Source organism: Frigoribacterium sp. CFBP9030, assembly GCF_034045195.1.
Lineage (GTDB): Bacteria > Actinomycetota > Actinomycetes > Actinomycetales > Microbacteriaceae > Frigoribacterium.
Window position 1 is genome coordinate 51,841 of sequence record NZ_JAXCWG010000005.1, and the last position, 18,316, is coordinate 70,156.

Here is an 18,316-nt window from a genome sequence, read left to right on the forward strand (position 1 = left end):
GCCGAGGAGGCGCGGCGCGGCGACCACGGGTATGAAGATTTCTCGACGACATCGGCCGAGCCCCTGGTCGTCTCGCGCCTTCTTGCCTAAACTCGATGCATCCACCCCGAGGAGAACCGTGATCCGCTGCGCCGACAAGACGACGACCGTCTCGTGAGCGACCCTCGGCACGATGCTCCGCCCCTGACCCGGCGCGAGGCCCTGGCCCGCGAGCGCGCGGCTGCCGCAGCCCCGGAGGCGCGGGTCCACACAGACGTCTCGGCTGCCGCTTCAGAGGCACCCGCCGCGCACGTTCCCGCCGCGCAGGCCCCGGCCCCGCAGACAGCACCGGTCGCGCAGGCCCCGGTCGCGCAGGCCCCCGCCGCGCAGGCCCCGGCTCCGCAGGATGCACCGGTCGCGCAGGCCCCTGCCGCGCAGCACCCCGCGGCACGACGTCAGCTGGCCGTCGCTCGCGTCCCTATGCGCTCGACGCGGATCGTCTCGGGTTCCGAACCGCGCCTCCTGCCCTCCCGTCGTCCGAGCTTCCTGGCCCGGCGTGCGCGTGAGGCGGCCGTCCCGGCGTTCGCGCTGCTGGCGGCGACCCTGTTCTTCTCGTCGAACGTGACTCCCGCATCGGCCTCCGACCTGGGCGGCTCGGGGATCCCCGTGTCGACGGCCGCTCCGATGACGGGTCAGACGATGGCCGCTTCGCTCGTCGTGCTCGCCGTCGCCGAGCGCGACTCGTACGGTGTGACCGATCCGCCGCCGCCGCCGCCCCCGCCGCCCGTGGTGAAGGCCCCGGTCGTGTCCGACTCCGGCTCGTCGAGCCGCTCGTCGTCCTCCGACGCCGTCGTCGGCGCCGCGGGGGGCGTCGCCTCGGGTGGCGGCACCGTCGTCAACAGCGGTGCCGGCGACATCCGGTGGCCGTTCCCGGGCAGCGTCGTGCTGAGCTCGGGGTTCGGCCCCCGTAGCGCACCGTGCGCGGCGTGCTCGAGCATGCACATGGGGCTCGACATGACCCCCGGCGGCGGCACCCCGATCGGCGCCGTCGCAGCCGGTACGGTCCGCACCGCCGGAGTCCACGCCCAGTTCGGCACCTACGTCGTCATCGATCACGTGATCGACGGCGGTCTGGTGAGCACGATGTACGCGCACATGCGGTCGGGCTCGAGCCCGATGTACGTCGGTCAGCAGGTCGGCGTCGGCGAGCTCGTCGGCACGGTCGGTCGCACCGGTGTCGCGACGGGCGAACACCTGCACTTCGAGGTGCTGATGGGCGGATCGACGCAGATCGACCCCAAGGCCTGGCTCGACGCGAACGCCGGCCGCACGCTCTGAGTCGTCGCAGCCCGCGCCTCAGCGGAAGACGATCGTGCGGGCTCCGTCGAGCAGCACGCGATCCTCCGCGAACCAGCGGACGGCCTGCGTGAGGGTGCGGCTCTCCTCGTCCTGTCCGATCGCCATCAGCTCGGGGGCGCTGCGCGTGTGGTCGACGCGGACGACGTTCTGCTCGATGATCGGCCCCTCGTCGAGGTCGCTCGTGACGAAGTGCGCCGTCGCGCCGATCAGCTTCACCCCGCGGGCGTGCGCCTGACGATACGGGTTGGCCCCCTTGAACCCGGGCAGGAACGAGTGGTGGATGTTGATCGCCCGCCCCTCCAGCGCCGCACACAGCTCGGGGCTGAGGATCTGCATGTAGCGCGCCAGCACGACGAGCTCGATGTCGTACCGGTCGACGACCTGCAGCACCCGGGCCTCGAACGCCGCCTTCGACTCGGGGTCGGTGACGGGGTGGTGCTCGAAGCGCTTGCCGTAGAACTCGGCGAGCCCCGAGAGGTCGTCGTGGTTCGCGAGCACCAGCGGCACCTCGATCGGCAACTGCCCGGCGCGCTGCCGGAAGAGCAGGTCGTTGACGCAGTGCGCCGCCTTGCTCGCCAGCACGAGCGTGCGGATCGGCCGGCCGACCACGTCGAGCTTCGCCTGCATGTCATAGCGGGCCAGCACGGGTGCGAGCGCCTCCTCCAGCGCGGCGCGCTCGCCGGGCGCCTCGACCTGCAGGCGCATGAAGAACGTGCCGGTGTCGTGACTCGAGAACTGCGCCGACTCGGTGATGTTGCCGCCGGCCTGCACCACGGCTCCGCTGATCGCGTGGACGATGCCCGGCTGGTCGTGGCAGACGAGCGTCAGGGTCCAGTGCGTCGAGGGGAAGGCGGAGGAGGCGGTGGAAGCGCTGGAGGCGGTGGTCGCGTCGGTCACCCGCCCAGGCTACCGACAGCGAGGAGTCACGACTCGCCGCGCGGACCCGGTGCGCGCGGCGAGTCGTGACTCCTCGACGCAGGAGGTGCGGGGTGGAGGTGCGGCTCGGCTCAGAGCGCAGCGACCAGCAGTGCCACCAGGGCCACGAGCGGGAAGAGCCCCTGCGTCGCCGCCGCACGCAGCTTCGTGCGGTCGGAGAGCGCCAGCACGAGCGCTGCGGCGAGCATCGAGCCCGTGCCCGCGACCAGGAGGGCGAGACCTGCGGGGGAGGTGTCCGCGAGCTGACCCGCGCCTCCTCGGCTGGACGCCACCAGCACGACGCCGACGAGCGTCACGACCGCGAGGAAGAGGTTGTAGAAGCCCTGGTTGAAGGCCATCGGCTTCGTGAACTCGGCCTGCCGGTCGTCGGTGATGCCGAAGGTCGCGCGGACGCGCGGCGTCGTCCAGAGCACGGACTCCATCACGAAGATGTAGACGTGCAGCAGGGCGGCGAGCGTGGCGGCCACGAGCGAGACGATGAGCATGCCGCCAGCCTAAGGCGCCTCATCGTCGAAGTGACCCGTTCGGTGCCCGGAGTCGACCTCTGGGCCCTGAACGGGTCATTTCGATGAACGCCCGGCGCCGTAGGGCGGGGCGCTGCGGGGCGTTACGCCTCGGGGTGCGGGGCGGGCTCGGTGGTCGCGGTGGCGCGGGTGGCCTTCGCGAGGTTCTCGACGAGCTCGGAGCGGGTCTGCGACACGACGTAGGCGGGCTGGTCGCGCTCGACGCGCCAGCTCTCACTCAGCGGTCCGACGTTGACGGTGTCGAAGCCGAGCTCGTCGTAGAGGCGCTGCACGAGCTCGGCGGCCTCTTCGAAGTCGCTCGACGTCGCGAGGGCGCGGCGCCCCTCGGTGCCGGAGGGCTTGCCGTCGGTCGTGATGTCCTTCGCCATGATGTGGTTGAAGCCCTTGGCGACCTTGCTGGTCGGCAGGTGGCGCTGCAGCATCTGCGAGACGGTGTCGACGCCGTTGTCGAGGGCGGCGATGTTGCCGTCGCGCTCGAAGTAGTAGTTGTTGGTATCGATGACGATCTTGTCGGCGAGCGGCTCGACCGGCACCTCCTCGACGTTCTTCAACGGGACGGTGACGACGACGACCTCGCCTGCCTCGCCCGCCTCCTCGGCCGTCGCCGCACGTGCCTTCGGGCCGAGGTCGGCGACCAGATCGGCGAGCGTCTCGGGCCCGCGCGAGTTGCTGATCACGACGTCGTAGCCCTGCTCGATGACCGCGCGAGCGACCTGGCTGCCGATGTTGCCTGCTCCGATGATTCCGATTGTTGTCATGCGGCCAGCCAACGCCCTGCGGGGGTGCGCATTCTGGGCTGGGGTTCAGCGGCGGGTCAGGGAGCGTTCAGGAGGCGCGGCGCGGGCAGTCGCGGACGCGCAGGGTCACGCCCCACCCAACCAGGAGGCGAGTCGCCGCCACGGCCCCACCGCGACCGGCGTCGACCCGGTCTCGGTCGTCGGCTCGGGGTCGGAGTGAGGTGCGAAGCCGAGCGTGCCGCAGCGTGCGCACGTGACGATGTGGCGGTGGACCGAGAGTCCCGTGCCGAAGTACGGATTGGGTGCGAGGCGGGCGGTCTCGCCGCAGCCCGCGCAGCGCGTGGACTGCTCGGTCGCCGTGCTCTCGGTGTCCATCGTCGCCCCCTGCCGTCTCTCGAGTATGCGGACGAGCTGGTTCGGTGGTCCGCCCCACTTCGGGGCTCGGGGCTACGAGCGCGCCGACCGCACCGCGAGCACCCGGTCGGTGACCAGCACCAGCCCGAGCACCACCACGGCGACGACGATGTACAGCACCGGCAGCGCGTCGAGCCCTGCGCCGTCGAGCACGATCGCGCCGATCAGGGCTCCGCCGCCGATGCCCGCGTTGAACCCGGTCGTGTAGAACGCGCTCGCGAGGTCGCGCATCTTCGCCGGGGCGACCTGCAGCATCCGCGTCTGGAACAACGGCGGCAGCGCCCCGAACGTGACACCCCACACCACGAACGCGATCAGCGACGGGGTCGGCTGCCCCTCGAACGCCATCATCGCGAACACCGAGACGGCGACCACGCCGATGCCGATCGGGATGCTGATGCGGGGGCGCTTGCCGAGGAACCAGCCGACCATCAGCAGACCGACGCCTCCGGCGATGCCGAACGCGAACAGCGCGGCGCTGAGCGACGACTCCGCGATGCCCGTCGAGCGCACCAGGTACGGCGCGATGAACGTGAAGAACGAGTAGTGCCCGACCATGAACACCGCGGTGATGACGCAGCTGAAGACCACGCCGAGCACCGACGGCTTCGGCAGCGAACCCCGTCGACGGGGAGCCGAGGAGGCGCGGGTCGGCACGATCGGCACCGATCCCGTCGCGGGGACCATCGTCGTCGCGGCCTCGGTGGACTCGGCGTCGGGGTCCGAGTCGGCGGGTGTCGGCACCGGGGGCAGCAGCCGCCAGACGAGCACCGCGCCCACGGCCATCAATGCGGCCAGTAGACCGAACGCGGGGCGCCAGCCGAGGGCCTGGCCGGCCGCCGTGCCGAGCGGCACGCCGAGCACGAACGCGAGCGTGCCGCCGCTCATCGCGACGGCCAGTGCGCGCCCGACCTGTTCGCGCGGCACGAGGTGAGCGGCGTACGCGCCGCCGATCGCCCAGAACGTGCCGTGCGCGAGCCCGCCGAGGATCCGCGACGCGACGACCAGCTCGTACGTGGGCGCGATCGCGGTCAGCCCCGCGCTGATCGCCAGCACGACGATCAGCCCGACGATGAGCAGATGCCGGGGGAGTCGCCGCGTCAGATGCGTCAGCGTCGTGCTGGTCAGCACCACGGTGAACGCGAAGACGCTCACCAGCAGGCCGATGCTCGACTCGCTGACGCCGAGCTCGGAGCTCATCTCGGGCAGCAGCCCGGTCGGCAGCATCTCGCCCGAGATGGAGAGGAACGTCGCGACGGCCAGGGCGAGCAGGCCGGCGAGGGGGAACTTGGCAGGGGGGGCGGTGGGCGTCGAAGGACGCGCGGAGGTGATCGTCATGTGAGGTCTCGGTCGTCGGCGGGCGCCGTTCCTGCTACCCGTGTGACACGGGGAGGATGGTGATCCCGACTGCGCGCTGTCGTGCGCGCCCGGGGCCGCGCGTGACGTGCGACCAGGGTCGATGGTAGCCGAGGCCGGTCTCCGCCGTCTAGGAGGCTCGAGCCGCCATCGAGGTGACGCGATCGGTGCCCCCTCCGGCCTCCCGGCAACCGATCGGGTCACCTCGACGCAGGACGCAGGAGGCGCGGGTCAGCCGGCGGAGCGGGGCTCGCCCTTGCCGGGGCGCACGGCCGCCGTGTCGGCGACGTCGATCCGGGTGACGCCGTCGCCGCGATCCTCGGTGGTGATGCGCGGGGCGTCGTCGCCCGGGTCGGACTTCGGCGCACGGGTCAGCTGGTCGTGGCGCTTCTCGTCGTCGGTCATGCCGGTGGGGTCGTCGGAGCTCATGCGTGCACGCTACGCGACGGGGAGCGGACGGGGTGCGCGCGCCTCCTCGGTCGACCCGCGCCTCCTCGGTGGGCTTGCTCCTCTGCGCCCGGCACCGCTCTGGCCGATTTCGGTTGCGGTCAACCTTGTTGCGCGCAACGTGTTATGGTCGACTCATGTCCGACACCGCGCGCACCCCGTTGCTCGACGAGCAGATCTGCTTCGCCCTGTACAGCGCGTCGCGTGCCCTGACGTCCCGCTACCGCGACCTGCTCGAGCCGCTCGGCATCACGTACCCGCAGTACCTCGTGCTGCTCGTGCTCTGGGAAGACGGCGAGACCGGCGTCTCGGGTCTCGGCCAGCGTCTGCACCTCGACTCGGGCACGCTGTCGCCGCTGCTCCGCCGGCTCGAGGCGCAGGGTCTCGTCTCCCGGCGTCGCGGCTCCGCCGACGAGCGGGCCGTGCAGGTGGCGCTGACGCCCGCGGGTGACGCGCTGCGCTCCGAGGCGGCGAGCATCCCCGAGCGGATCTGCGAGGCGACCGGGTTGTCGCCCGACGTGCTGACGGCGCTGACCGAGCAGCTCGGCGGGGTCGCCGACCGCGTCCGCGCCGCCGCCTGACCCGCCCCCCAGACCAGCCCCCTAGACCAGCAACAGTCCCCCTCAACACCTCCGAACATCCACCCGAACACCTACGAAGGAGCATCATGCCCACTCGCACCGCACGCACCGCCTGGAACGGAAGCCTCGAGACCGGCGAGGGCCAGGTCGAGATGACCAGCTCGAAGGTCGGCACCTACGGCGTCTCGTTCCCCAAGCGCTCCGCTGAGGACGCCAACGGCTCGACCAGCCCCGAAGAGCTGCTCGCCGCCGCGCACTCGGCCTGCTACGCCATGCAGTTCAGCGCCGTGCTCGGTCAGGCCGGCGGCACCGTCGAGGCCCTCGACGTCAAGGCCGACGTGTCGCTCGGCGCCGACCCGGCCGGCGGGTTCCAGCTGACCGGCATCCACCTCACCGTCGTCGGCGAGGTCTCGGGCATCGACGAGGCCGCGTTCCTTACGGCGGCCGACGAGGCCAAGGCGACCTGCCCGGTCTCCAAGGCTCTGACCGGTGTCGAGATCACGCTCGACGCGACCTTCGAGAGCTGAGCCGCACCTCCTGCGGAGACGACAGAACCCCCGCGTGAGCATCGAACCCCGTCATCCGGGGGTTCGTCGCTCACGCGGGGGTTCTCGTCTGCGGTGCGCGGGTCGCGTGCCCGAGGAGGCGCGGTTCGCGTGGCCGAGGAAGCGCGGGTCGCGTGACCGAGGAGGCGCGGGTCGCGTGCCCCAGGAGGCGCGGCTCAGCGACGCGGGTAGTTGCCGCCGGTCGAGCCGCCGCCACCGCGCTTCTTCATGATCTTGCGCACGACGAAGGTGATGATCAGGGGTGCGAAGCGGCGAAGCAGGGATGCCATGGTGATCTCCAGAGGTCAGGGGCGGTCGACGGTACCCGACCCGCGCCTCCTCGGCCTGGGTGGCGCCGGGCGGCAGCCGAACGCGGCCACGGCTCGCGCGCGCTCCGGCCCCCGCGGGTACCGTTCGACCCCTCATGGACCGCACCCGCTGGATCTTCCTCGACCAACTCGGCCCGCACTTCGACGACGGTGGGCCGATGCTGCTCGTCGAGTCGAGGTCGTCGTGGCGGGGGCGCACGCTGCACCGCGCGAAGCTGCAGCTGCTGCTGTCGGCCATCAGGCATCGGGCGCGCGATCTCGGCGACCGGGTCGACTTCAGACAGGTCGAGCACTACTCGGAGGCCGTCGACGGGCGTGACGATCTGCAGGTGATCGACCCCACCTCGTACCGAGCGCGACGCCTGGTGCGACGGGTCGGTGCCGAGATCCTGCCGAGCCGGGGATTCGTCACGAGCGAGAGCGACTTCGCGGCGTGGGCGGATTCGCGTGCCGGGAAGCGCCTGCTGATGGAGGACTTCTACCGCGTCGTCCGCCAGCGCACCGGTGTGCTGATGGAGGGGCAGGAGCCGGCCGGCGGTCGCTGGAACCACGACCACGACAACCGCGAGAAGCCCCCGAAGGGCGCTGCGTCGCTCGGACTGCCCGCACCCCTCTGGCCTGAGGAGGACGACATCGACGAGGAGGTGCGGCACGACATCGCCCGCTGGGAACGCGACGGAGTGGTCACCCTGGTCGGCGACGCCGGACCCCGCCGGTTCGCCGCGACCGCCGCCGAGGCCGAGGCCGCGCTCGCCGACTTCGTCGAGGTGCGCCTCCCCGACTTCGGCCCCTTCGAGGACGCCACGCTCAGCGGCGACTGGACCATGGCGCACTCGCTGATCAGCGCCCCGATGAACCTCGGACTGATCGACCCGCGCGACGTGATCGACACCGTGGCCGCCGCGTACGCCGCGGGCGACGCGCCGATCCGCAGTGTCGAGGGGTTCGTGCGGCAGATCATGGGGTGGCGCGACTACATGTGGCACCTCTACTGGCGACTCGGCGAGGACTACGCGACGTCGAACAACAAGCTCGAGGCGCACGAGCCGCTGCCGCAGGTGTTCGCGACGCTCGGGCGCGACCTCGGGGGTGCGGGGGGTGGTGCCGGTGATGGGGACGCCGGGGACGGCACGGGCGAGCCGACCGACGCGGCGGGTCAGGCGGTCGTCGAGGCGAACTGCCTGGCCGAGACGCTCGACGGGCTGCACCGGCACGGGTGGAGTCACCACATCCAGCGCCTGATGATCCTCGGCAACTGGGCGTTGCAGCGCGGTGTCGAGCCGTCGGCGCTCAGCCAGTGGTTCATCGACATGTACGTCGACGGGACGCCGTGGGTGATGCCCGCCAACGTGGTCGGCATGTCGCAGCACGCCGACGGGGGGATCGTCGCGACGAAGCCGTACGCGTCCGGAGGCGCCTACATCAACCGCATGACCGACCATTGCGGCGGGTGCCGGTTCGACCCGAAGAAGCGGCTCGGGCCCGACGCGTGCCCGGTGACGGCGGGGTACTGGGCGTTCCTCGACCGGACGGGGCCGGTGCTGATGGGCAACCCGCGGATGCGTCAGGCGCTGTCGGGCCTGGCCGGTCTCTCCGATCGCGAGGCCGTCGTGCAGCAGGAGCGCGAGCGCACGCGCTGGTAGGAGGCGCGGGGGCGGGGGAGCCGAGGAGGCGCGGGTCGGGCACCGACAGGTCGTCGCCGTTAGGGTGGCAGGGTCCGTCGCACAGCGAGTCGGCGGCCGACGTAGGGGGACCACCATGCGCACCATCAAGACCACGAAGACCGCGATGACGGTCGTCGCCTCAGGAGCCGTCGCGCTCACGCTGCTCCTCGCCGGGTGCACCGGGTCGAGCGACTCGAACGCCGACTCGAGCGACCCCAGCAGCTCGGCGAGCGAGAGCGCTGCCACTCAGGAGGACCGCGACCTGACCGGAGAGCTCGCCGTCACGACCTGCGCCGACGCGGGCGAGGCGCTCGGCTCGATCGTCGAGGGCCTCGACCTGCAAGACGAGAGCACGGAGGCCGACGGCCAGCTGCAGTGCTCGTGGGCCAACAGCGCCGCCAGCGCCGAGGGCGAGATCGACCCGAGCGCCCAGGCGATCGTCGCCGTCGCGCGCACGCAGGAGCTCGACGAAGCCACCATCACCTCGCAGAGCGACCAGATCGCCGGTCAGGAGGGCGTCACCGAGGTCGAGGATGCGCGCATCGGCGACCTCGGCGGTCGTGCCTTCGAGCTCGAGGCCGCTCAGGAGGGCGTCACGCTCGCCGGGGCGACCGTCATCACGCCGCACGGACTGTTCGCCCTGTCGGCGACCGGCGCCGGCGACGAGGCCCCGCTCTCGCCGACCGAGGCGCTCGACTCCACGCTGCTGCTGCTCAAGTAGCTGCCGGCGCCCGAGGCGCCGCGCCCATGAACCGCGTTCGCGAAGATGAACCACGATATATCGAGGTTCATCTTCGCGAACGCGGTTCTTCGCGTGGTGGCGCGGCTGCTCGCCGGCCGCCTTGCGCACCGGCTGCCCGGCGCACCGGCGCACCGGCTGCCCGGCGCACCGGCTGCCCGGCGCACCGGCCCGGCTCCGCCCTAGCGCCTCAGCGCCCGAGCAGCTCGATCATGTACCGCGCGATGACCCGCGCCCCGGCGTCGTTCGGGTGGATGCCGTCGTCGGACAGCAGCGAGGTGATGTCGCCGTCGCCCGCGGCGTCCGCCGGCAGGGCGTCGCCCAGTGACACGCGCACCGACCCGGTCTGCTCGGCGACCGACTCGACGGCGGCCGCGTAGTCGCCGCTCGATCCGCTCTGGTCGAAGAGGCTGGCGAGGTCCGAGCTGAACTCGTCGACGATGACGACGGTCGGCGGATCGTCGAGGCCCTTCAGGCCGCGGACGAGAGCGAGATAGCCCTCCTCCAGGTCGTCGGGGCTCGTGTTCACGGCGTCGTTGGCGCCGAGGGTGATGGTGACGAGGTCGGGCTGCACCGCCGCCACCTTCGACAGGAACCCGTCGAGATCCGCCGCGAAGGTCGCGACGGTCGCTCCCGAGTGCGCGGAGTCGAACAGCGACACCCCGCGGTCGCGGTCGCCGTCGAACGCGGCGATCCCCTCGAAGACGAAGCCGTCGGCGGCGTCCGGATCGACCCCGATGGTCACCGTGTGCACCGAGCTCTCGAGTCCGTCCACGCTCGTGACACCGGCGCCGGAGACCGCACCCGCGCCTCCTTCGGCATCGCTCACTCCTGCCGCGCTCGTGTCGACCGGCTCGCCCTCGACCCCGTCGACCGCGTAGCGGAACACCCCGCCGCCCGGCGACCACCACAGGTCGAGGTCGGTGCCGCGCACCTGGTACGTGATGCTCGAGCCGGGTTCGAGGTCGACGCTGCGGTAGCCGAGGCTCGGCGTCGTGAAGTCGGGGGTGACGGCCGTCTGGTCGGACTGCCAGGCGCCCCAGGTCGAGTCGGGCGGGTACACCGCGAAGACCCCCGGCCGGTAGCCGACCCCGCCGGCGACGCCCTCGACCGGGTGCTGCCGCTGCAGGGCGTCGCGCGTGAGGTCGATCCACCGGTTCTCGATCGCGGAGGCGCCCTGCCCCTCGGTCAGCGAATCGCCGAGCGCCAGCCAGCGGGCCGACTCGGTGTCGGTCTCGGCGAGGGCGGAGTCCCAGGCGGCCCACGGATCCGCCGTGGGAGTGGGCGCCGGTGTCGGGTCGCCGCTGCAGCCGGCCACGAGAGCGACCGCGGCGGCGACGGCGACGGCGGCGAGGGCTCGCACGCCCCGTCGGCGCACCGGTCGTGACGCCGGTCGCGCAGCCTGCCCCGAGGCAGCCCCCGACACCGGGCGAGTCGACGACGTCGGAGCCGAGGAGGCGCGGCTCACTGCTCCGTCACCGTCCCGTTCTCGACGCGCCACTGCCGGTCGAGTCGCACGCTCTCGAGCATGCGGCGGTCGTGGGTGACGAGCAGGAGGGTGCCGTCGTACGACTCGAGCGCCTGCTCGAGCTGTTCGATGGCGACGAGGTCGAGGTGGTTGGTGGGTTCGTCGAGCACGAGCACGTTGACCCCGCGGGCCTGCAGGAGGGCCAGACCGGCACGGGTGCGCTCGCCGGGCGACAGCTCGTCGACGGGGCGGTTGACGTGATCGGCCTTGAGACCGAACTTGGCGAGCAGGGTGCGGACCTCCGCCTGCGGCCAGTCGGGCACGAGCCCCTCGAACGCCTCGGCGAGGGGGACGGTGCCCGCGAGCAGTGCCCGCGCCTGGTCGATCTCGCCGACGGCGATGCTGGCTCCGCGACTCGCGCCTCCTTCGCTCGGCTCCTGTCGCCCGAGCAGACCGCGCAGCAGGGTCGACTTGCCGGCGCCGTTGGGCCCGGTGATGCCGATGCGGTCGCCGCCGTTGACCTGCACCGAGACCGGTCCGAGCACGAACTCGCCCGTCGCGGGGTCGCCCTGGCGGAACACCGCGCCGCTGAGGGTCGAGACGACGGCGCTCGAGCGCGGCGCCTCGCCGATGGTGAACTCGAGCTGCCACTCCTTGCGGGGTTCGTCGACCTCCTCGAGGCGGGCGATGCGGCTCTCCATCTGGCGGACCTTCTGGCCCTGCTTCTCGCTCGACTCGGCCGCGGCCTTGCGACGGATCTTGTCGTTGTCGGGCGACTTCTTCATCGCGTTGCGCACGCCCTGGCTCGACCACTCGCGCTGCACGCGGGCGCGCCCGACCAGGTCGGCCTTCTTGTCGGCGAACTCGTCGTAGGCCTCGCGGGCGTGACGGCGGGCGGTCTCGCGCTCTTCGAGGTACGAGTCGTAGCCGCCGCCGAAGACCCGGTTCGACGCCTGGGCGAGGTCGAGCTCGAGCACCTTCGTGACGCAGCGGGCGAGGAACTCGCGGTCGTGGCTGACGAGCACGACCCCGCCGCGCTGGCCCTGCACGAAGCGCTCGAGTCGTTCGAGGCCGTCGAGGTCGAGGTCGTTCGTGGGCTCGTCGAGCAGGGCGATGTCGAAGCGGCTGAGCAGCAGGGCGGCGAGCCCGACGCGGGCGGCCTGGCCTCCGCTGAGGGCGGTCATCAGGGTGTCGGGGCCGACGGTGGCCGTGCCGGGGTCGGCGGACGACGTCGCGCTCGCGGTCTCGAGGCCGAGGTCGGCGAGCACGCCCGGGAGGCGGTCGTCGAGGTCGGCGGCACCGCTCGCCAGCCAGCGCTCGAGCGCGGTGGAGTACACGTCGGCGGGGTCGAGGCCGTCCGTGCGGGGTGCGGGGTCGGGGTCGCCGAGGGCTGCCGCGGCGGCGTCCATCTCGGCGGTCGCCTGGGTGCTGCCGGTGCGGCGGCCGATGTACTGGGCGACGGTCTCGCCGGGGAGGCGCTCGTGCTCCTGCGGCAGCCATCCGACGAAGGCGTCGCCGGGGTTGAGGGTGATGGTGCCGCCCTGCGGCTCGTCGACCCCCGCGAGGAGGCGCAGCAGGGTCGACTTGCCGGCCCCGTTCACGCCCACCACGCCCACGACGTCGCCCGGTGCGACCGTGAGGTCGAGGTCGTCGAACAGGGTGCGGTGGCCGTGGCCGCCGGCCAGGCCCTTGGCTACGAGTGAAGCGCTCATCGGCCCATTCTCGCGTACCGGAGGGCGCTGCCGGGGTGGTTGTGGAGAGGAGACGCGGCCGGCCCGTCGAAGTGACGCTACCGGCGAAGTCCCGGACGCAAGGGCACCCGTTCGCGTCACCTGGACGCAGGAGGCGCGGGGAAGCGAGCCGCGCCTCCTCGGCTTGGTAGCGTCGGGGCACACGAGGGCCGGGTGGCGGCGCCTCGAGTCAGGGGGATGACGTGTTCGGACTGTTCCGCAAGCGTGACGACGACGAGCGCGCGGCGCCCGTCGAGCCGTGGCCCCGGATTCCGGTGGCACCGTGGTCGGGTGGCGGGGCGACGGCCGAGGCGGCGGCGGTCGAGGTCCCGTCGAAGCGTCGGCCGAGCGTGCCGGGCATCGTGTTCACGGTGCCCGAGGGGCGCGCCGGGGTGAGGCTCGACGAGGTGCATCGCTTCATGGACGACGAGACGGCCATCCTCGAGACGACCCACGGGCCGACGATCTACGCGGTGTGGACGCAGGCATGGCCGAAGAAATCCGGCACGGCGGTGGGGGACATGCTGGAGGGTGAGGCTCCGGGCGGCCTGGCGTTCCTGTCCGCCGACGTCGATGCGCCGCCCACCGTGGTGCTGCGCGACGCCGAGCTGGCGTCGTTCAGGGCGTGGGTGGCGGCGCTCCCGTCGTGACCGGCGGGTGCATCGCTCTCAGCGGCGGGTGCTCAGGGCCCAGGGGGCCGAGGGCGACGGTTCGCCGGTGCGGCTGAAGTGGACCGCGGCCTCGGTGGTGCGATCGAGCAGCACGGCGGTGGACGGGTTGGCCGGGATCGGCTGACCAGGCCCGGGGGCGACGATCGGGTCGACGATCTCGTACCAGGGGCCGGTGTCGACGTCCATGGCGTGGAGCACCGCGATGGGGACATCGCCCGGTCGGAGGATGTCGAGACCCGCGGTGCTACGGCGCAGCTCGATGCTGGTGGGGATGTTGCCCTTCGGCCCCTTGATGACCGTGCGGAGGCGCTTCTCGGAGGGGTCGAGCACCTCGAACTGCTCGCGTCCCATGCGCCACAGCAGCACGGTGCGACCGGGCACGCTCGCGGGGTCGGTGGGCAGGATGATGGCCTCGCGCGCCTCCTGCCGGGCCCTCGATGCCGTGCCGATCGTGTGGCCGAGGAAGGCGGAGCCCATGAGGGTAAAGACGATCCACGAGCTCGGGGTGCCGGACGAGACGAGGGACACGCTGGCGACTGCGGTCAGGGTGATCGGCGTGATCGTGGAGCGGACCCGGTCGCGGAGGCGGCCCATCAGGGTCGAGGCGACCAGCACGACGAGGCTGAGCGAGATGGCCAGGCCGATGTGGGCGCCGCCGAACAGCGTCGCGGCCAGACCCAGCACGAAGCCGGCGCACGCCAGGACGACGCGCGTCGACGACGGCATAGCCACCGGCTTGGTCGGCGACAGGCGGCGAGGCTTCGTCTCGGTGGGTGCGGCGGTGCGGTCTGTGCTCATGAAGTCCCCCTGGTGCCGGCGATCGGCTTGCTCGCTGGACATCCTGGCACGAACCGGTCTGTCGGAGAGACGCTGCCGCTAGTTATCCGAATAGCCAGGTCGCCTGCCCTGTCGACCAAGGAGACGGGAGCCATTCTCGGGAGTGCCCATACCGTCCGAAGCGCTCGCGGATCGTGCTGTGCTACTCGCCGAGGTGCGGTTTGATCGAGAGGACATCGGCGCTCGTCCACCAGGTCAGTGCTGAGCTCATTGATCCACATGCCAGAAAATGGCGGGCTGCTTCCTCGGCCTCGCTGACGAGAACCGTGTGGCGTTGCTCGACGGAGTTGACGATGCTGCCCATCATGACCGTCACATGGTCTCTGGAAGCGGTGGGAGTCATCGCCATGCTCCAGGCGTCGTCGTCCAGGGTGTCTGGGGAGTGGAACACAGCCAAGGCCCCGTCGGCCCGCCCGCAGATGTCGAGCCTGGAGCCCTTGTGCTTGAGAACGACGTGGGACCGAGTCATCCCGTCCAATGCGCGGACTTTGCTGACGGCCTGTTCGGTCGTGGGCGCATCTTCGGCGAATGTCTTACGTCCGACCGACCATTGGAGTTCTGAACTGGTGGCTTCTCGCTCTCTGACCTGCTCGCTTCTCGGTGCGCGAATAGTCGACCCGATGAACCATCCAGCGATCATGGAGAAGAACCAAGGGCCTAAGACGATCTCATCATCTGGCAGTGTGGCGTTCAGAAGGGGTGGCCCGGCAATCGAAAGAACTGCAGCGGAGAGCGTTCCCCACAAAGATGACGAGTACGCCAACAGGCCGGCGGTCAAGATCCCCAAGCCCAGTGTCATGAGAGCCGAACTCGCATCAGCTTGCAGAACCAGCAGCAATACGATTGCGACCACGATGTTCACAACCGCCAAGACCGCATTGTAACGTCGCTGGATTCGAGGCATAGGCTTGTAGCCAAAGATCGCTGGCTTACTTCTTGCCAAAAGCTGAATCCGTCACTGTATGAAAGTCTCTCTCGGGCTGGCGATTGACCATAGGATCGTCTGGCAGTACCGCAGTGGAATCCACTCTCGATGTCGTGTGTGTGAGAAAAAGGGCGAACTGCGTCGTCATCCTAGTGAGCTGCCAGCCTCGAGGAAGTCTCTCATCACAACGAACTGACTCACCATCATAAATGACAGCATGGGAATCCCAAGCGCAAAAAGAATCTTTCGCTCATTCGGCGGCAAGGGGTCATGGGCAGCTCGACGCGAACGAAGCCACAAGAGGGCCAGGACCGTAGGCATCCCGAATAGAACAAAGACGGGTATCTCATAATCTCTTGAATGGCGAGTATGCCGAGTAGTCGTGTCAAGTGGTACTCGCGTGAACGTATAAATGGCAATAACGACATCCAGTGGAATGCAGAAAAGAACAAGATTGCGTGTCACTCGTATGAGTCTGTGACCCTTTGGATCTCGAGGCAGCCATTCGCTTTTGTCTGTTGGATTCCGATCGCCATCGTCTCGTGCGCTCGCCATCTGCTGCCTTCCCGGATTTCGGACTCAAGCGCTGAGCTTCAGTCTGCTGCTGGTTGTCGCGACGCCAGTCCGGCTGCTTAGCCCTGTGGCCTTACAGCACCCCGCCTGCGATGAGGAAGTCACGAGCCATGAAGAGCTGCCCCACAACGAAGAAGAGCCAGAATGGCACGAAGATCACGAGGAGAAATCTTCGTTCTTCTCTTGGTAGCGACTCGCTTGCCGCCCGACGAGACCGCCACCATAGGCTTATCAGCACAAGTGGGGCGATGAGTAGAACCAAGAGAGGCATCTGCCACTCTCTCGAAGCCCTCGTGTAGGAGACCGTGGTGCCGGTGGGAACCTGGATGACTACGAAAACTGCCACGACGATGTCGAGAAGGACGCCCGCAAGCAGCACCCGTCGTAGCCAGACGATCGTCCTCCCGCCCAGAGGCTTCGCGGCATGCTCCGACTCGACGTCACCGGCGGCAGGCGCGTTGCTCATGGAATGACCTCATATGTCTCGTCTGCTGACCCACACGTCGCCCCGCCAATCTAGCTATTGCCTCGCGGTGGCGGTCCACGCTACGGGGCATCGTTAATCGGGTGATGCGAGAAGCTCTTCCCAGCTCAGGCCGGAAGAACCCCGCCTGCGATGAGGTAATCCCGCGCCATAAAAAGTTGCCCGATCGTGAAGAATCCCAGGAACGGTACGGAGATCGCGATGAGAAGGACGCGCTCCTTGTCAGGGAGTGGTTGCCTCTCAGCCGACCGCGTCTGCCACCACAAGGCTGAGAGCAGCACTGGTGCCGCAAGCAGGCCGAAGAGCGGGACCTGCGACTCTGATGAGATGCGGGTGTACGAGATCGTTGTGCTCAGAGGGACTTGAGTGACGACTGCGATGGCAATGAGGATGTCGAGAAGCGCACCGATGAGGGTGAGGAGGCGCAGTCTTCGTGCTGTCTTGCCCCCCAGCGGTACCGGGCGCACATTGTCCTCGCTGCTATCCATGTTGTTTGACACGTGAGGTTCTCCTGAGTCTAGTGATCGCAGTTTGAACCGGGACTTGCCCCGAGGCTAAACGGCTAAAGCCCCAATGGTTCTATAAATTCCCAGGCCTTTTGATGTTCCGACGTAAGGGGCTACAGGTCCGCTGTTGTCGGTGCGATGCTGACGATTCCATCAGGAATCGGCGCGATATCTTCCAGCATTTGCGTCCGGTCTAGCAGAAGAAGATTCATTGCTTTGTCTAGCAGGCTGTCAACGTCGCGCATGCGTGGCGGCAAGGCCGCCAACTGTTCAGAAGACGATCCACCGACTAGGAGGACCGACGCCTACGGGACATCGCTAGATATCTCACGTGTGAGCCGAAAATAGTTCCAGCAAAAGTTCCGAAAATCCACGTTATTTGACCGGTGGCCCAGGGGCCAGGGAGTCTAGTCATGAGGCCCAAGATGGTGAGTAGGCCCAGGAGCATGACGGGATAAGCCCATTTTATTCCAAGTAGTGAAAAAGTGGACGAGCCGAAGATGACTCCTGCCAGTAATGCCCCAATGATAGTGGGTAATACAGAGAAGGTCCTAGAGCCTCCGACCATGAAGACCAGCATGATTCCAACCAGGCACATCACGCCCGCAAACACCAGACGCTCTCGTGATTGGCGTTGGCCAAGATCATTCCTCATTCCTCATTCCTCATTCCTACTAGTCGCTGACTACCAGGATCGATGCCGATTGGACATGACTAGATATCTCAGGTGCGAACCGAAAACAGTGCCAACCAGGGTTCCGATAAACCAAGTTATTTGACCGGTTGCCCAGGGTTCAGAGAGCCAGTTCAAAAGACCCAAGATACCGAGCGGGCCAAGTAGCATGACGAGATAAGCCAATTTCATTTTCAGCACTGGAAAAGATGAACGAGCTGAAGACGGCTCCTGCTAAGAGTGTCCTAATGAAAATGGGTAATGCAGAAGAAGTCCTAGAGCCTCCGACCATGAAGACCAGCACGATTCCAGCTAGGCACATCAAAAAGGCAAAAGCCAGTCGGCCTCGCGATTGTCTTTGACCAAGTTCATTACTCATTTTCAAGGCTCAGGATTTCGATAGGTCGGAGACCCAGGTCGATTACGACCTCGGATACTGACGTCTATCGGGGATCAGAGGGCGAATTATCGCCTCGACCGGCTCTCTTCGCGACGGTGGCTCGCGACCAGGGCCATGCGTACCCGCCTGCGATACCCCCGGCTATGAAGCCGAAGATCCAGGCGTACTGGACGGATCCGACGATGTCTTGGTTCGCGACGATGACGATCATGACCACCGGGACGAGTGCGAGAAGACCGAGACCGATCGCTCTGTTGCGGGGCGGGAAGCCGAAGAGGAGCAGGCCGTACGCGAGTCCGGCGACCAACGTGATGACGGTTGCGAGCACGCCTGCGCCCCCGATCGCTGTGCTGACCCACAACCCGAGCACAAGGCCCACGACGGCCAACATGGCCGCCACCGCGTTGATCGGTCGCTTCGACTGTCTCGATGCCGCCAT

General features: G+C 68.9%; 19 protein-coding genes. 6 read left to right on the top strand and 13 right to left on the bottom strand.

Annotated elements, in window-relative coordinates; genetic code table 11:
- Positions 1–153 precede the first annotated feature (153 nt).
- Positions 154–1,317 carry a M23 family metallopeptidase gene (locus SOM13_RS07590; protein WP_320479303.1) on the top strand — a complete coding sequence of 388 codons (1,164 nt, stop codon included), beginning with the start codon at positions 154–156 and terminating at the stop codon, positions 1,315–1,317.
- 18 nt (positions 1,318–1,335) lie between these two features.
- Here the strand turns inward: SOM13_RS07590 and purU are convergent, their stop codons facing one another.
- The 6 genes from purU to SOM13_RS07620 form a co-directional block, all read right to left on the bottom strand.
- Entirely contained in the window at positions 1,336–2,235 is a 900-nt protein-coding gene (gene purU / locus SOM13_RS07595) for a formyltetrahydrofolate deformylase (protein ID WP_414655517.1), read from the bottom strand.
- Positions 2,236–2,345: 110 nt separating this feature from the next.
- Positions 2,346–2,759, bottom strand: coding sequence for a DUF1304 domain-containing protein (locus tag SOM13_RS07600; RefSeq protein WP_320479304.1), 414 nt, complete (start codon positions 2,757–2,759; stop codon positions 2,346–2,348).
- 122 nt (positions 2,760–2,881) lie between these two features.
- Positions 2,882–3,556 carry an NADPH-dependent F420 reductase gene (locus SOM13_RS07605; protein ID WP_320479305.1) on the bottom strand — a complete coding sequence of 225 codons (675 nt, stop codon included), beginning with the start codon at positions 3,554–3,556 and terminating at the stop codon, positions 2,882–2,884.
- Positions 3,557–3,661: 105 nt separating this feature from the next.
- The gene (locus SOM13_RS07610; protein ID WP_320479306.1) at positions 3,662–3,910 is read right to left on the bottom strand and encodes a hypothetical protein; all 249 of its coding nucleotides are present in this window, start codon (positions 3,908–3,910) and stop codon (positions 3,662–3,664) included.
- Positions 3,911–3,982: 72 nt separating this feature from the next.
- Complete coding sequence (locus SOM13_RS07615) at positions 3,983–5,287, bottom strand: MFS transporter (protein WP_320479307.1); 1,305 nt, start codon at positions 5,285–5,287, stop codon at positions 3,983–3,985.
- 249 nt (positions 5,288–5,536) lie between these two features.
- A complete protein-coding gene (locus SOM13_RS07620; RefSeq protein WP_320479308.1) occupies positions 5,537–5,734 on the bottom strand; it encodes a hypothetical protein in 198 nt (65 codons plus the stop codon).
- Positions 5,735–5,889: 155 nt separating this feature from the next.
- Here SOM13_RS07620 and SOM13_RS07625 point away from each other — a divergent pair, with 155 nt between their 5' ends.
- The 4 genes from SOM13_RS07625 (at position 5,890) to SOM13_RS07640 (ending at position 9,592) form a co-directional block, all read left to right on the top strand.
- Complete coding sequence (locus tag SOM13_RS07625; RefSeq protein WP_320479309.1) at positions 5,890–6,333, top strand: MarR family transcriptional regulator; 444 nt, start codon at positions 5,890–5,892, stop codon at positions 6,331–6,333.
- Between the two features lie 86 nt (positions 6,334–6,419).
- On the top strand, positions 6,420–6,860 hold the full coding sequence (locus SOM13_RS07630) for an OsmC family peroxiredoxin (RefSeq protein WP_192061108.1): 441 nt from the start codon (positions 6,420–6,422) through the stop codon (positions 6,858–6,860).
- A 442-nt stretch (positions 6,861–7,302) separates the two neighbouring features.
- Positions 7,303–8,850, top strand: a complete 1,548-nt coding sequence (locus SOM13_RS07635; RefSeq protein WP_320479310.1) for a cryptochrome/photolyase family protein — start codon at positions 7,303–7,305, stop codon at positions 8,848–8,850.
- A 115-nt stretch (positions 8,851–8,965) separates the two neighbouring features.
- Entirely contained in the window at positions 8,966–9,592 is a 627-nt protein-coding gene (locus tag SOM13_RS07640; protein ID WP_243215802.1) for a hypothetical protein, read from the top strand.
- A gap of 208 nt (positions 9,593–9,800) precedes the next feature.
- Here SOM13_RS07640 and SOM13_RS07645 read toward each other — a convergent pair whose 3' ends face one another.
- Both SOM13_RS07645 and SOM13_RS07650 read right to left on the bottom strand, forming a co-directional pair.
- Complete coding sequence (locus tag SOM13_RS07645) at positions 9,801–10,973, bottom strand: SGNH/GDSL hydrolase family protein (RefSeq protein ID WP_320479311.1); 1,173 nt, start codon at positions 10,971–10,973, stop codon at positions 9,801–9,803.
- A gap of 101 nt (positions 10,974–11,074) precedes the next feature.
- A complete protein-coding gene (locus SOM13_RS07650; protein ID WP_320479312.1) occupies positions 11,075–12,790 on the bottom strand; it encodes an ABC-F family ATP-binding cassette domain-containing protein in 1,716 nt (571 codons plus the stop codon).
- 221 nt (positions 12,791–13,011) lie between these two features.
- On the opposite strand from SOM13_RS07650, the gene SOM13_RS07655 reads away from it, so the two are divergent.
- Positions 13,012–13,458, top strand: coding sequence for a hypothetical protein (locus tag SOM13_RS07655; protein ID WP_320479313.1), 447 nt, complete (start codon positions 13,012–13,014; stop codon positions 13,456–13,458).
- An 18-nt stretch (positions 13,459–13,476) separates the two neighbouring features.
- On the opposite strand, the gene SOM13_RS07660 is transcribed toward SOM13_RS07655, so the two are convergent.
- The 5 genes from SOM13_RS07660 to SOM13_RS07680 all read right to left on the bottom strand — a co-directional run bounded on the left by SOM13_RS07660 (position 13,477) and on the right by SOM13_RS07680 (position 18,316).
- Positions 13,477–14,277, bottom strand: coding sequence for a hypothetical protein (locus tag SOM13_RS07660; protein WP_320479314.1), 801 nt, complete (start codon positions 14,275–14,277; stop codon positions 13,477–13,479).
- Between the two features lie 181 nt (positions 14,278–14,458).
- Positions 14,459–15,187, bottom strand: a complete 729-nt coding sequence (locus SOM13_RS07665; protein ID WP_320479315.1) for a hypothetical protein — start codon at positions 15,185–15,187, stop codon at positions 14,459–14,461.
- A 700-nt stretch (positions 15,188–15,887) separates the two neighbouring features.
- Complete coding sequence (locus SOM13_RS07670) at positions 15,888–16,280, bottom strand: hypothetical protein (RefSeq protein WP_320479316.1); 393 nt, start codon at positions 16,278–16,280, stop codon at positions 15,888–15,890.
- Positions 16,281–16,405: 125 nt separating this feature from the next.
- A complete protein-coding gene (locus tag SOM13_RS07675) occupies positions 16,406–16,798 on the bottom strand; it encodes a hypothetical protein (protein WP_320479317.1) in 393 nt (130 codons plus the stop codon).
- Positions 16,799–17,920: 1,122 nt separating this feature from the next.
- A complete protein-coding gene (locus SOM13_RS07680) occupies positions 17,921–18,316 on the bottom strand; it encodes a hypothetical protein (protein WP_320477493.1) in 396 nt (131 codons plus the stop codon).